The following is a 13438-nucleotide window of genomic DNA, read 5'->3' on the forward strand; positions in this document are numbered from 1 at the left end:
GGTTTCATAGGTTCGAGCGCGATGAACGCTCACACCTCACCGCGCCGACGTCGGCGCCTCGTCGGCGGCGCAGCACTCGCCACCGCCGGCGTCCTCGTCGCCCTGTCCGTCCCGTCAGCCGCCCTCGCCGCCGACGGCGACACCACGATCGACATCCTCGACGTGAACGACTTCCACGGCCGCATCGAGTCGGAGGGCACCGCCGCCGACAAGGCCGCCGGCGCCGCCAAGCTCGCCGGCGTCGTGCAGTCCTACCGCGAGGCCAACCCGAACACCATCTTCGCGAGCGTCGGCGACAACGTCGGCGCCTCGACGTTCACCTCGCTCATCCAGCAGGACGCGCCGACGATCGACGCCCTCAACGCGATGGACCTCGACGTCAGCGCGATCGGCAACCACGAGCTCGACAAGGGTCAGAGCGACCTCACCGGCCGCATCGAGGACCGCGCCGACTGGCCGTACGTCTCCGCGAACATCGTCAAGCAGGGCACGACCGACCCGGCGTTCACCCCCTTCGAGGTGGTCGAGAAGGGCGGCGTCAAGGTCGGCTTCATCGGCGCCACGACCGAGGACCTCATCCCCGGCCTCGTCAGCCCCGGCGGCGTCGAGGGCCTCGCGATGGCCCCGATCGTCAGCCAGGTCAACCGCTACGCGACCGACCTCACCGACGGCGACCCGGAGAACGGCGAGGCCGACGTCCTCGTGCTGCTCGTGCACGAGGGCGCCACCACCGGCGCGATCGCCGACGCCACGGGCACGGGCGCGTTCGGCAAGATCACCGCCGGCGTCTCGTCGAAGGTCTCCGCCATCGTCTCCGCGCACACCCACGCCACGTACGACCACTCGATCGCCGGCCCGGACGGCACGAAGCGCCCGGTGATCCAGACCGGCTCGTACGGCGTGAACTACGGCCACCTGCGCCTCACGGTCGGTGCGGACAAGAAGCTGACCGGCATCACCTCCGAGGTGAAGTCGGTCAACGCCGAGACCACGGTCCCCGCCGACCAGACGTCGGTGGACGCGGTCTCCGGGATCGTCACCGCAGCGAAGGCCGTTGCCGACGTGAAGGGCGGCGAGAAGCTCGGTGAGATCACCGGCGACCTGCGCCGCGCCGTCCAGTCCGACCGCACCTCCGAGAACCGCGGTGGCGAGTCGGCGCTCGGCAACTCCATCGCCGAGGTCCAGCGCGCCGCCACCGAGCGGAACGGCTCGCAGGTCGCCTTCATGAACCCGGGTGGCCTCCGCACCGACATGCTGTACGCGTCGAGCGGCGCGGGCGACCCCGACGGCACCGTCACCTACAAGGAGGCGGCGCTCGTCCAGCCGTTCGCGAACACCCTCGTCACCGAGGACATGACCGGGCAGCAGATCAAGGACGCACTCGAGCAGCAGTGGCAGCCCGACGGCCTCGAGCGGCCCTTCCTCAAGCTCGGTGTCTCGAACGGCTTCGCCTACACCTACGACCCGTCCAAGGGCCGCGGCGAGCGCATCACCGCGATGACCCTCGACGGCGAGCCGATCGCCCTCACCGACACGCTCACGGTCACGGTCAACTCGTTCCTGTCGACCGGTGGCGACAACTTCGCCGCCTTCGCGACCGGCACGAACAAGGCCGACTCGGGCCAGGTGGACCTGCAGGCCCAGGTGGACTACTTCACCACCAACCCGAAGGTCACCCCGCCGACCGACCAGCGAGCCGTCGGCGTGACGGTCACCCCGACCCCCGAGGGCGGCTTCCAGCCCGGTGACGAGGTCTCGGTGCGACTCTCCTCGCTCGTGTTCTCGAGCGACGACCCGGCGAAGGCCGGCACGGTCTCGATCGCCGCGGGCGACGGCGACCCGCTCGCCACCGCCGACGTCGACCCGACCGTGATCGACAAGACCGACGAGCAGGGCACCGCGACACTGACCTTCCGGGTGCCCGGAGCGACCACGAACCCGGTCGCTGCCGCTGCCAGTGCGTTCGCCACGACGACCCTCGCCGCCGCGGTCACGCCGGCCGCCACGACGGACGAGCCGCTCGTCGTCTCGCTGCCGAACGGGCAGACGATCACCCTCGCGGTGACGATCCCCGTCGCCGCGGTCGTCGACCCGACCGACCCCACGGACCCGACCGACCCCGGCACGCCGGGTGCGGGCGGCGGCGACGACGGCGCAGCCGGTGTCGACACCGACGGCGACGGCGTCGTGGACGGCACCGTCCCGGCGAACGCCGGCGGAGCACTCGCGTACACGGGTGCCGAGATCGCGGCGCCGGCCATCGCGGCGGGCGTGCTGCTCCTCGCGGGCCTCGTTGCGCTGGTGCTCGTGCGACGGAACCGGGCACGTCGCGAGGCGACGGTCGCGACGGACTGACACCGTCCCTCCCGGCACGGCCGCCACGCCGCTGACGCGTCGCGTCGGGACCGGCGGGTGGGGCCCACCTCCAGGCAGGGAACGGGCCGTCTCACCATGGTGGGACGGCCCGTTCCCGTCCGCACTGGAGGCACGGTGCCGGTCCGCCGCGTCGGCCCGCGTCGGCGGGTGGGAAAGAAGCCTGTCCCATCCCGGTACTTCCCTGCGGTTCCGGCGATCTGCGGGGTACGCTCTGCCTGTCGCATCGCGACGCGTCGCGCTGGGTCGCCTCTCAGCCCGGACGGTGGTTCCGCCCGGGGGACTCCGCGACGCGGGTGCTCTCCGTCTCCAGGGAAACGACGGAGGGCACCCACTCACCGCGTCAGCGGAAGAGCTGCTCGCCGATGTAGGAGCCCTTGCGGGGCGCGGGCGGCACCGCGAAGACCGCGGACCCGATGTGCGAGATGTACTCGTTCAGGCGGTCCGAGGCACCGAGCTTCCGCTGGAGCATCGTGAAGTGCTCCGGGTCGTTCATGTAGGCCGTGAAGAGCAGTCCGGCGTCGAGCTGCCCGTACTGGTTCAGGCCGTCCGTGTAGTTGTACGGACGCCGGAGGATCTTCACACCGCCGTTCGCCTCGTGCGCGGCGAGGGCGATGTGCGACGTCGGGTCGATCTTCGTCTCGCCACCCTCGTGCACAGCAGCGAAGTCCGGGGTGGTGTGCTCGGAGCCTCCGGAGAGCGGTGCGCCCTCGATCTTCGTCCGGCCGAACACCCGCTGCTGGTCGCTCACGACGTCGGCGTCCCAGATCTCGATGTTCATCCGGATCTTCCGGGCCACCTGGTACGTGCCGCCGCGCATCCAGTCCGCGCCGTCGCCGGCGTCGTCGATCCACACGAAGCGGTCGTAGTCCTCGTCGGTGGTGATGTTGCGGGTGCCGTCCTTGAACCCCATGAGGTTCCGCGGCGTCGACTGGTCCGGCCCCGCCGAGGCACGGCCGAAGCCGAGCACGGTCCACCGGACGGTCGCGGTCCCCCGAGCCATCCGCGCGAGGTCGCGGACGGCGTGGTACGCCACCTGGGGGTCGTCGGCGCAGGCCTGCAGGGAGAGGTCACCGCCGGTGAGGCCCTCGTCGAGGTTGTCGCTCGGCAGGGTCGGGATCGCGGCGAGGTGCGCCGGCTTCCTCGACGCGAGCCCGAAGCGCTCGTCGAAGATCCCCGGGCCGAGTCCGACCGTCACGGTGAGGGACGCGGGTCCGAGGTCGAGCGCCTCCCCCGTGTCCGCGCCGACGCCGTCGCCGTGCGCGGGTTCGACACTGCCGACGGTCTTGCCCGCCTGCAGCTGCGCGATCGAGGCCGACCAGCGGGCGAGCAGCACCTGCAGGTCCGTCACCACGGTCGACGACACGTCGAACGTCATGAACACGCAGTACCGCTGGGGTGCGGTCCGCACGCCGCCCTGGGGCTGCCGGGCGGCGGTCGCGTAGAACGGGTGGCTCTGCGAGAGGTCGATCGACTCGTCGCCGTTCGTCGCCGCGGCGAACGGGTTCACCCCGGTCGCGGCGGTGGCTCCGGCGATCCCGGCCGCCGCTCCGACGCCGGCGCCGGCTGCGGCGACACCCGCGCCGAACAGCCCGCGCCGGGAGACGGGTGGGGTCGTCACGCGGTCGCGACCTTCTCGGCGAGGCGGGACAGCGGGTCCTGCAGCGCCTGAACCTGCTGCGAGATCGTGTTCGCGTCGGAGGCCTTGGTCGCCGCGTCCCACGTGTCGAACCCACCGAGGTCGTCCGCGTTGCGGTACCCGTCCATGAGCGTGTTCGTCGCGTCGAACTGCTTCGCGATCTGCTTCGTCAGCGTCGGGTCGAGCTTCGTCAGGCCCGGCTTGAGGTACGCGAAGGCCTGTCGTGCGCCCTCGACGTTCGCGGCGAGGTCGACGAGGTCGATGTGGCTGTACGCCTCTTCCTCGCCGGTGACCTTGTTCGACTGGACCTCCTCGAGCAGGCCGGCGGCACCGTTGGCGAGGTCCTCCGGCTTGTAGTCGAGGGTCGGCACGAGCTTCGCGAGGAGCTCGACGTTCTCGGTCAGGTCCGCCGCGGTCTGCTTCGTCGTGTCGGTGATCGCCCCGGCCTGGAACAGGTCCTTCTCGACCGCGTGGAACCCGCTCCAGCCGACCGCCGGATCGAGGTTCGACGCGCGCATGTCGATGAGGTAGTCGAGGTTGCCGGCGTTGTCGGTGGCCTTGTGGCCCTTCTTCACGAAGCCGTCGACGTCGCTCTCGACGTGCTCGTAGAACGGCCGGGCGTTCGCGTAGTCGGTCTTCGCCGCGGCGAGGTCGCCCTTGTCGACGTCGGCCTGCAACTGCTGCACGGCGGTGACCATGTCGGTGACCTGGCCGTCGACGTACTCGGCGTAGCCCTTGGTGCCCTCGTCGAGCAGCGTGGCGGCGCTGCTGTTCGCCGTCGAGGTCACCTTGCCGGTGACGGTGAAGTCGGTGAGCTCGTGCTCGGCACCGGGGCAGTACACCTGGTACTTCCCGCCGGTGAGCGTCGCGGTGAACCGCACGGCGTCGAGACCGGGCGCGAGGTTCTCCTTCTCGCCGAGGATGCGCTGGTCCTGCAGCAGCTCGACCTCGGTGATGGCGGTCGACGACTCGTTCTTCACGGTGAACGTGACCGGGCCGGCCGGGACCTTCGTCTCCGAGACGGCGCACTCGTCGGATCCGTCGTTCGTCAGCGTGACGGAGACACGGGAGACCTTGCCGGAGCTGCTCGCGTCGTCACTTGCCGACGGCGACGAGTTCGCGCAACCGGTGAGGGCGAGGGCGGTGACGACGCCGAGGGCGCCGAGGGCGATCAGGGGGCGGGCTGTCCTAGCGGAGGGCATACTCAGTGCTCCTTGTGGGGTCGTCCGCGGGTGGGCCGCGCGACGGATCGGTTTCCGGGGTGGTGGTCGTGGGCTCGGGCCGGCGTCGTCGGTCGCGCAGCGCGAGCAGTGCCTGGGCAGCGGCGGCGATGCCGAGGGCGATCGGCAGCCAGGCCTTCCAGAGCAGCAGCTCGGCACTGCGGGTGTCCGCGGCCGCCACGGCGGCAGCGGATCGCTGGACGGTCGCGTTCGGCACGGACCACACGGTCCGGTCGAGCGTGGTGGTGCGAGCGGCCGGGAGGCCCCCACCGCTCAGCGTGAGCACCGTGCGTTCCGCGCGGCTCGCGTCCAGGACCCCACCACGGACGGTCCACAGGCTCACCGTGTCACGGACGGACCAGCGTGCGGTGAAGGGACCCGGGTCGGTCGAGGGCGAGATCCCGACCGGCACGCGGCCGAACAGGTCGACGAGGTCGTCGAGCGTCAGGCTCGTCGGCCGCTGCGCGGCCGTGGCGTCCTCGGTCAGCCGCCAGCGGTCCGCGGTCACGCCCGCGCGGGTGACGCGACGGTGGGCCGATGCCGGCAACGCGAGTCGCGCCTCCTGTCCGCTGCCCGTGGTGCGGAGGACGCCCGTCGCACCGTCGACGGACGCCGTGACGGACGTGGCGTCGCCGGTGACGGCGGTGGTGCGCGGGAGGTCTGCACCACCGGTCGGCACCGCGATCGCGAGTGCCGCTGCCGCGACGGCGAGGACACCGGCGATGCCGAGCCGTACGACGGGGACCCGCGCGCGGGACGGACGCCAGGCGCGGGGCCACAGCGAGATCGCGAGGACCGGGACGACGTAGAGGACCCAGCCGAGGACCTCGATGACGCGAGGGTCCGGCGGGATGCCGAGGACGCCGGTGACGAGGGCGCCCTGCACGGAGCCGTTCGGCGCGAGCCAGCTGAGGTCGACGGTGCGCTGCTGCCCGATGACGATCCAGCCGGCCTCGTGCGCACGGCGGAGCACGGTCAGCACGAGGCCGCCCGCGACGAACACCAGGAAGACCCCGGTGCCGGTGAAGAACTTCGACAGGTCCAGCCGGACGCCGCCGGTGTAGATGCCGTACCCGACGACCACGGCGCCGGCGATGCCGATGACCGCGCCGAGCGCCGCGAGTCCGGTGTCCGTCGAGGCCTGGAACGTGGCGAGCAGGAAGACGGCGGTCTCGAAGCCCTCCTTGAGGACGGCCAGGAACGCCATGCCGGCGAGGGCCCAGGCGGTGCCACGGCCCAGGGCCTCGGTCGCGCTCGCTTCGAGTTCCTTCGTGAGGCTGCGCGCGTGCGTGCGCATCCAGACGATCATGCCGGTGACGAAGACGACGGCGACGATGCCGATGATCGCCTCCATGCCCTCCTGCTGGGCCTGCGGTAGTGCCTGCTCGACGACCTGCAGGCCGAAGCCGACCGCGACGCTGAGCACGACGGCCACCCCGACGCCGAGCCACATGGGGGCGAGCGGGACACGGTTGCGACGGAGGAACGCGGCGATGATGCCGACGATGAGCGTCGCTTCGAGGCCTTCGCGGAGGCCGATGACGAGAGTGGCGAGCATGACGAAGGTGAGGCTAACCTAACCGCACTCCGACCCGCCACTCCCCGCGGGTGATGTTTGATGGTTCTCATGAACCTGCTGTCCGTCGACGGCCTCGCATCGGTCACCAACGTGCTCGACCTGGCGGGCGTCTTCGCGTCCGCGCTGCTCGGCGGATCACTCGCCCGCACCATGGACTTCGACCTGTTCGGGTTCCTGGTCGTCGGGTTCGTCTCCGGGCTCGGCGGCGGCATCCTCCGCGACACGCTGTTGCAGAACGGACCGCCGGTCGCCCTCGTCGACCCGCTGTACGTGCCCGTCGCCATCGCCGGCGCGCTCATCGCGTTCCTCGTCTCGTTCTCCGAGCTGACCTGGGACCGACTGTTCACCGTGCTCGACGCCGCCGTGATCGGCTTCTGGTCGGTGGTCGGCGTGCAACGCACCTTCGACGCCGGACTCGACTGGCCGGCCGCGATCATCATGGGCACGATCACGGCGGTGGGCGGCGGCGCGATGCGGGACCTCATGCTCCGCCGCGTCCCGGCGGTGTTCGGCGGCAACGCGCTCTACGCCACCGTGGCGGTCGCCGCGTCGGCCGTGATGGTGATCGCCTCGCACCTCGGATCGCCGTCCATCGGGATCGTCGCCGCGATCGTGCTGTCACTCGTCCTGCGGTGGGGTGCCGTCCGGTGGGGCTGGGGCCTGCCGAACGGCCGCGACTGGCAGCCGAAGTCCACCCTGGGGTCCCTCCTGCAACGGGGCCGGAAGCTCCGTCCCGACGCGATCCGGCTGCTCCGGCGGCCCGGTCGGCGGTCCGGCGCGGGGAGCGTGCACCACGAGAACGAGTCGGGCGTCGACACCTCCGGCGACTGAGGGGTGTCATCTGTCGGTGCTCCGGCGTACGATCGGTACCGCCGGGTATCGACTCGGCACACGTCGTCCGTTCCCAGCACCGACGCGACCCGAACGCGGCGGTTCGAACGGACGTGTGGATGGGGGCTTCGCTGATGCCGCGCGGGATCAGACGCGCGGCGCGGCAGGTCTCCCACCGCAGCACGCCTGCACCAGAATGGCCGTGACCCACCACCACGCCAGCCCGCCGAAGCCGGACCCGACGGACCGCGACGGGCCCCGTCGAACCAGGAACCGATGAGCGACGACGCTTCCGTCCCCGCCTCCCCCAGCCCGCGCACTCCCCGCGCGGAGGTCCGCGAACGCCTGCTGCTGGCGGGTGCCGCCGTCTTCGCCGAGCAGGGCGTGCACGAGGCCCGGCTCGACGACGTCGCCGCGCGCGCCGGGTTCAGCAAGGGCGCCGTCTACTCGAACTTCTCGTCGAAGGAGGACCTGCTCGCGCAGGTCATGCAGCGCGCGACCAACCTGGTCCTCGGGTCACTGCGGGAACTCGTCCGCGCGGACATCGCCGCCGTCGACATCGGGGACGTCGTCCGGGCCGCGTTCGGCCGGCACGACCAGGGGCCGCAGTTCGCGCTGCTGTCGGAGTTCCGCGGCTACGCGATGCGGCACCCGGAGTTCCTGCCCGAGTTCGTCCGGCAGCGCCGCGAGTTGCAGGACGGCGTGCTCGAGCTCGTGCAGCTGTGGTTCGGCGCGCACCCGGAGATCGACCCCGGGATGCCGCTCGAGGACTTCGCCACCGTGCTCATCGGTGCGAACGTGGGCATCGTGTTCGACGCAGAGGCGCTGCCCGGGGTGAACCCGGGCGAGGTCGTGGCGGCCCTCGTCGAGGCGGTCATCCGCCGCCGCTGACGCGCGCGCGGCGCGCCGCGGCGCGTGCGCCGCGCCGCGCGCTCTCCGCAGTGTGCGAGGTTCCGTGCAGTGTGGGAGCCTGCGGGCCTCGCACCATGCGCGGAACCTCGCACACTGCGTGCCCGCGGGATGCGCGGCGCCGGGGCTACGCCGGGCGGCGCCTGCGATGACCTTCGTGGGACCACGCCGACGAGGGCAGCAGGCTCGGCGGGAGCACGCGCGACCGCACCACCCGGGCACCAGAGACCGATGCGTCGAGGGCGACACGTGCCTCCAGGACGGCGGCGAGCAGCGCATCGGTGTCCACCGCCGCTGCACCCCCGGCGGCGAAGCGTTCCCGGTCGACCGCGTCCACCACCGCGTCGAGATGCGGGACGACCGCCGCCGGCAACGACGGCCGGAGTCGCCCGAGGACCGCACGCGCCGTCCGGGCGGCCGCAGCGGCGTCACCCGGCGGTGCGAGCCCTGGAGCGTACCCGTGGTCGGCGACGTCGTCGAGGACCTCACGCCACGCGTTCACCGCCGGTGCACGACCGGACCGGATCGCTCCGAGCCGGGAGCGTCGTCGAGCGGCTCGCACGACGGCGGGCGAGACGAGGAGCGCGAGCGCCAGCACGATGCCGACCGCCAGCCCGAGCGGCCCGTTGCCGTCACCGGTCGAGCCGACCGCTCCGGGAGCTGCGGAGGCGGAGGGCGTCGGTGTGGCCGAGGACTCCGCCGGCGCCGACTGCCCCGGAGCCGGCAGCGGCGTCTCGGGAGCGGCCGCCGAGGGCGTCGACGTGGCCTCGGTGGAGGACTGCGCGGCCTGGTCGGAGTCCGGTGTCGGCTCGAACGCCACCCAGCCGGCGCCCTTGATGTACAGCTCGGGCCACGAGTGCAGCTGCCGGTTCGACACCGTGTACTCGCCGTCGGCCTGGGTCGCCCCCGCCCGGTACCCGACCGCGATGCGCGAGGGGATGCCGAGCGTGCGGGCCATCACCGCCATCGCCGAGGAGAAGTGCACGCAGTAGCCCTCGCGGACCTGCAGGAACTTGGCGACGACGTCCATGCTGTCGCCGTCGTAGCCCTGCTCGACCGGTGCCGTCTCGGAGTACGTGAACAGGTCGCTGCGGAACCACTGCTCGAGCGCCCGGGCCTCCTGGTAGTCGGAGCCCGCCCTGCCGGCCACGCGCTGGGCCGTGCTGGCGATGCTCTTCGGCAGGTCCTTCGGGAGCGCCCGGTCCGTCCGGAGCTGGTTCGCCGAGGGGGTCGCGTACCCGCGGCCGTCGGCACGACCGAGCAGCCCGGACGCGGCGATCGCGTCGAGGTACTCCCCCGACCACGTCGAGGCACCGTAGACCTCGTAGGTGGAGCCGCGCGGCGTCGCCGGCCCGGTGGAGCGGACCGTGCTGGACTCGCCCATCCACCGCCACTGCGACAGGTCGAGGTTGGTCGACCGCGACTCGATCGAGACCGCGCCCGACGGCACCGGGAGGTAGTTGCTGGACAGTCCGGTGATGCGCACGGTGACGTCCCCGCGGGTCGACAGCCGCGGGTTCACGCCGACGGCCCACTGCTGCTGGTCGGCGGTGTCGGACTTGCTGGCGTCGGTGGTCGTCGGGACCCAGTCGCCGGTCCCGAACTCGTCGAGGTCGGCGAGCTTGAGGTACTCCGGCTGCCCGTCCGACGACCGGTACCGGAACACCTCGAGCTCGTTCGGCTGCCGGAGGTCCTTGCCGAGGTTCAGCAGCGTGCCGGGGCGACCCGGCTGCACGGGCGACTGGATCGCTCCGGTCACGCCGGACAACCAGCTGGCGTTGAGCGGCACGATCGCGGGCAGGCCCACGGCGACCACGAGACCGATCGCGCCGACGACCGCCGCAGGGAGGGCGCGCTGGACCGGCCGGACCGAGAGCCACAGCAACGCGAGGAACGCGATCGCGGTGGCGATGACGAGCCCGGGAGCTGCCGGGACGCCCGTGACGATGCCCGGCACGATGAGGATGACGAGGGCCGGCGCGGCGGCGAGTGCCGCGGTCGGGGCGACGGCCGCGAGGAACAGGGACACCCCGGCGACCCACCCGATCGCGACGGTCACGATGAGCCGGATGGCGTCGGACTGCGGCAGGGGCGCGGGGTTCAGGCGGATGGCCGCGAGCGTCTCGCCGAGGGCGCCGTCCTTGTCGAGCCACCCGAGCGGTTGGACGCCGCCCACGACCGCGGCCGCGCACGAGCAGACGACGAGTGCGGCGACGAGCGCGACGAACCGGACGCCGGGAGCACGGCGGCGGACGGCGAGCATCGTGCCGACGAGCACGGCGGCGACGAGGACGCCGGAGACCCACCACGCCACACCCTGCACGAGCGGACGCATGGCGAGGGCCGCGATGAGGACGGGCACCGGGGCGAGTGCGACCACCCACGGGTTCGGTGAGTCGGCGCGGTCCTGCCGGGCGGTCGCGCGACCGCTGTCGGCGCGCGACGACGGGGGCGCCGCCGGCCGTGTCGAGACGCCGCTCACCGGAGGCTCCCGGGGGCGTGCGCGCCGGCGACCGGGACCACGAGCGTCCGCCAGCCGCCGCGGTCCAGGATCCCGCGCACCACCGGGTCCGGCGGGACGATGGTCGCCAGGATGCCGCGGCTCGACCCGGTCGTCGAGGAGACGAGTTCGGCGGCCTGTTCGGCCGTGCAGTGCCCGGTGACGACGGCGGTCATGCCGTGGACGTCGCGTCCGCGCACGTCGGGCAGGACCTCGGTGACCTCGCGCGCATCGGAACGGACCCGCACGTCGGCGAGCCCGACCAGCACGTCGGTCAAGCCACCGGCGTCCCCCGCGTGCCGGGTGCTGCCGGCCGGGCCGTCGCTGACGAGCAGCACGCGGGACGTCCGGGCGGCGAGGGCCCGCGCGACGCTGGCGGCCACGACGACCGCGTGCTCGAAGGCCGCGTCGCCGCCGAGGTCGGAGAGCTCGGCGAGGTCGTCGCGACCGAGCCGCTGGTACGACTCGCGTCGGACGTCGAGGGCGATGACGGCCTCCGGTGGCTGGGCCTGCGTGGTCTGCCGGACGTGGAGCTCCCCGCGTCTTGCGCTCTGGGCCCAGTGCACGCGACGGATCGGGTCGCCGGGGCGGTATGGCCGCAGTTCACTGTCGTCCGCCGACCCGCCCTGGCCGACCCGGCCCTCGTCCGCGGAGACGGCACCGGCGAGCGCTCCCGTCTCGATCGCGCCGAGCGGTGTCGTCGCCGGGACGACCACGACCTCCTCCGCGGCGACCACGGGGCGGTCGATCCGGAGCAGGCCGAACGGGTCCTCCACCCGGATGGTGACGGGCCCGACGAGGCTCCGACCACGGTGCATCGCCAGCGCTTCGACGTCGAGGACGGCCGGCGGCAGGTTCGGTCCGACGGCCGCGTAGGTCTCGGCGGTGGACACGCTCACGAGGCCGTCGTCGAGCTGCTCCCGCACGAGCAGCGTCGACCGCGGGCCGATCGGCAGACTCGTGCCACGGAGCGTGATGCGCTCCCGGTAGACCTCGCCCACCTGGACGATCGCGCGTGCCGAGCCCCGGCTGCCGCGCAGCGGAGCGGCCACGACGAACGCCATCACGACGCCGAGCACCACGAGGACGAGCAGGAGCAACCCGGCCGACACCGCCACGCTCGTGGTGCCGACGAGTCCGCCGCCGACGAGTCCGATGCCGACGGCGATGACAGTCCACCCGCGGCCGGTCGGTCGCGGGAAGGGCGTCCGCCGCAGCAGTGCGAGCCCCCGGCGGCCGTACCGCGCCGCCGTCGAGCGGGCGGCACCGGCACGCAGGGCGAACGACGGCGGTGCCGAGGGACCGGACATCAGGAGCGGACGGGCGTGGCCGTGAAGGGCACGGCGGTGTCGGACACGATGCGGACCACGATCTCGCGGACGGTGTCGTCGCCGGTGCCGCCGAGACCGCGGGCGACCGGGACGAGTCGGTGGGCGAGGATGACCGGCGCGAGCACCGCGACGTCGTCCGGGGTGACGAACGGTCGACCGAGCAGCGCGGCGTGGGCGCGGGCCGCCTGGGCGAGGTGCAGCGTGGCACGCGGGCTGGCGCCGAGCACGATGTCGGGGTGCGATCGGGTGGCCCGGACGATCGCGACGATGTACGCCTCGACGTCGGGGGCGATGTGCACCGTGCGCACGGAGTGGATGAGGTCGCGGAGCGTGTCGACGTCGACGATGGGCCGCAGGTGCGCCAGTGGGTCGCCACCGCCGCGGTTCGTCAGCATCTGCCGTTCGGCGTCGGCGCTCGGGTAGCCCATGGTCAGGCGCGCCATGAAGCGGTCGCGCTGGGCTTCCGGCAGCGGGTACGTGCCCTCCATGTCGATCGGGTTCTGCGTCGCGACGATCATGAACGGGCTGTCCAGCTTCCGCGTCACGCCGTCCACGGTCACCTGCGCCTCGGCCATCGCCTCGAGCAGCGCCGACTGGGTCTTCGGGCTCGTGCGGTTGATCTCGTCGCCGATGACGACGTTCGCGAACACCGGTCCTGGTGAGAACCGGAAGGTGCCGGAGGACTGGTCGAAGATGTTCACGCCCGTGACGTCCGACGGGAGCATGTCCGACGTGAACTGGATGCGGTTCACCGACCCGCCGACCGATGCACCGAGCGCCTTGGCCAGCACGGTCTTGCCGACACCGGGGACGTCCTCGACGAGCAGGTGCCCCTCGGCGAGCATCACCGTCAACGCGGTGCGGATGGCCTCGGCCTTGCCGTCGACGACGGTGGAGACGGCCGCGATGACGTCGTCACCGACGTCCCGGATGCGCTCGATCGGGAAGGCAGGGTCGGTCGGTTCCGGCACGCAGGCCTCCTCGTCTCGGGACAGGTGTCGTGCATGCTACAACGGCCCGGTGACAGCGCCCGGAGGATGCGTCACCGACTGGGCC

Annotated in this window: 9 protein-coding genes; 3 read left to right on the top strand and 6 right to left on the bottom strand. The window is 72.6% G+C overall.

Translation table 11 applies throughout. The annotated features are described in order from the left end of the window. The first annotated feature begins 21 nt into the window (after positions 1-21). Positions 22-2355: a bifunctional UDP-sugar hydrolase/5'-nucleotidase gene (locus tag CRP27_RS07705; RefSeq protein ID WP_097180091.1), complete on the top strand. Its 2334-nt coding sequence runs from the start codon at positions 22-24 to the stop codon at positions 2353-2355. Positions 2356-2716: 361 nt separating this feature from the next. Here CRP27_RS07705 and efeB read toward each other — a convergent pair whose 3' ends face one another. The 3 genes from efeB to efeU are packed head-to-tail and all read right to left on the bottom strand — an operon-like array spanning position 2717 to position 6790. Next, positions 2717-3994, bottom strand: a complete 1278-nt coding sequence (efeB, locus tag CRP27_RS07710; RefSeq protein ID WP_097180092.1) for an iron uptake transporter deferrochelatase/peroxidase subunit — start codon at positions 3992-3994, stop codon at positions 2717-2719. Beyond that, a complete protein-coding gene (gene efeO / locus CRP27_RS07715) occupies positions 3991-5214 on the bottom strand; it encodes an iron uptake system protein EfeO (protein WP_097180093.1) in 1224 nt (407 codons plus the stop codon). Before efeO ends, efeB begins: the two co-directional genes overlap by 4 nt. Further along, positions 5201-6790, bottom strand: coding sequence for an iron uptake transporter permease EfeU (gene efeU / locus CRP27_RS07720; protein ID WP_097180094.1), 1590 nt, complete (start codon positions 6788-6790; stop codon positions 5201-5203). The genes efeO and efeU overlap by 14 nt, the downstream gene beginning before the upstream one ends. Before the next feature lie 69 nt (positions 6791-6859). On the opposite strand from efeU, the gene CRP27_RS07725 reads away from it, so the two are divergent. Next, positions 6860-7642, top strand: coding sequence for a trimeric intracellular cation channel family protein (locus tag CRP27_RS07725; protein ID WP_097180095.1), 783 nt, complete (start codon positions 6860-6862; stop codon positions 7640-7642). Positions 7643-7918: 276 nt separating this feature from the next. Beyond that, complete coding sequence (locus tag CRP27_RS07730; protein ID WP_097180096.1) at positions 7919-8533, top strand: TetR/AcrR family transcriptional regulator; 615 nt, start codon at positions 7919-7921, stop codon at positions 8531-8533. Positions 8534-8678: 145 nt separating this feature from the next. On the opposite strand, the gene CRP27_RS07735 is transcribed toward CRP27_RS07730, so the two are convergent. Genes CRP27_RS07735 through CRP27_RS07745 form a run of 3 tightly spaced genes read right to left on the bottom strand, consistent with a single transcriptional unit; the run spans position 8679 to position 13353 of the window. Then, positions 8679-11033 (bottom strand): DUF3488 and transglutaminase-like domain-containing protein, encoded by a 2355-nt coding sequence (locus CRP27_RS07735; protein ID WP_097180097.1) that lies wholly within the window; start codon positions 11031-11033, stop codon positions 8679-8681. Further along, positions 11030-12361, bottom strand: coding sequence for a DUF58 domain-containing protein (locus tag CRP27_RS07740; protein WP_097180098.1), 1332 nt, complete (start codon positions 12359-12361; stop codon positions 11030-11032). The genes CRP27_RS07735 and CRP27_RS07740 overlap by 4 nt, the downstream gene beginning before the upstream one ends. Next, positions 12361-13353, bottom strand: a complete 993-nt coding sequence (locus CRP27_RS07745; protein WP_255257477.1) for a MoxR family ATPase — start codon at positions 13351-13353, stop codon at positions 12361-12363. The genes CRP27_RS07740 and CRP27_RS07745 overlap by 1 nt, the downstream gene beginning before the upstream one ends. Between the last annotated feature and the right edge of the window lie 85 nt (positions 13354-13438).

The organism is Curtobacterium sp. 314Chir4.1 (assembly GCF_900215175.1).
Lineage (GTDB): Bacteria > Actinomycetota > Actinomycetes > Actinomycetales > Microbacteriaceae > Curtobacterium > Curtobacterium pusillum_A.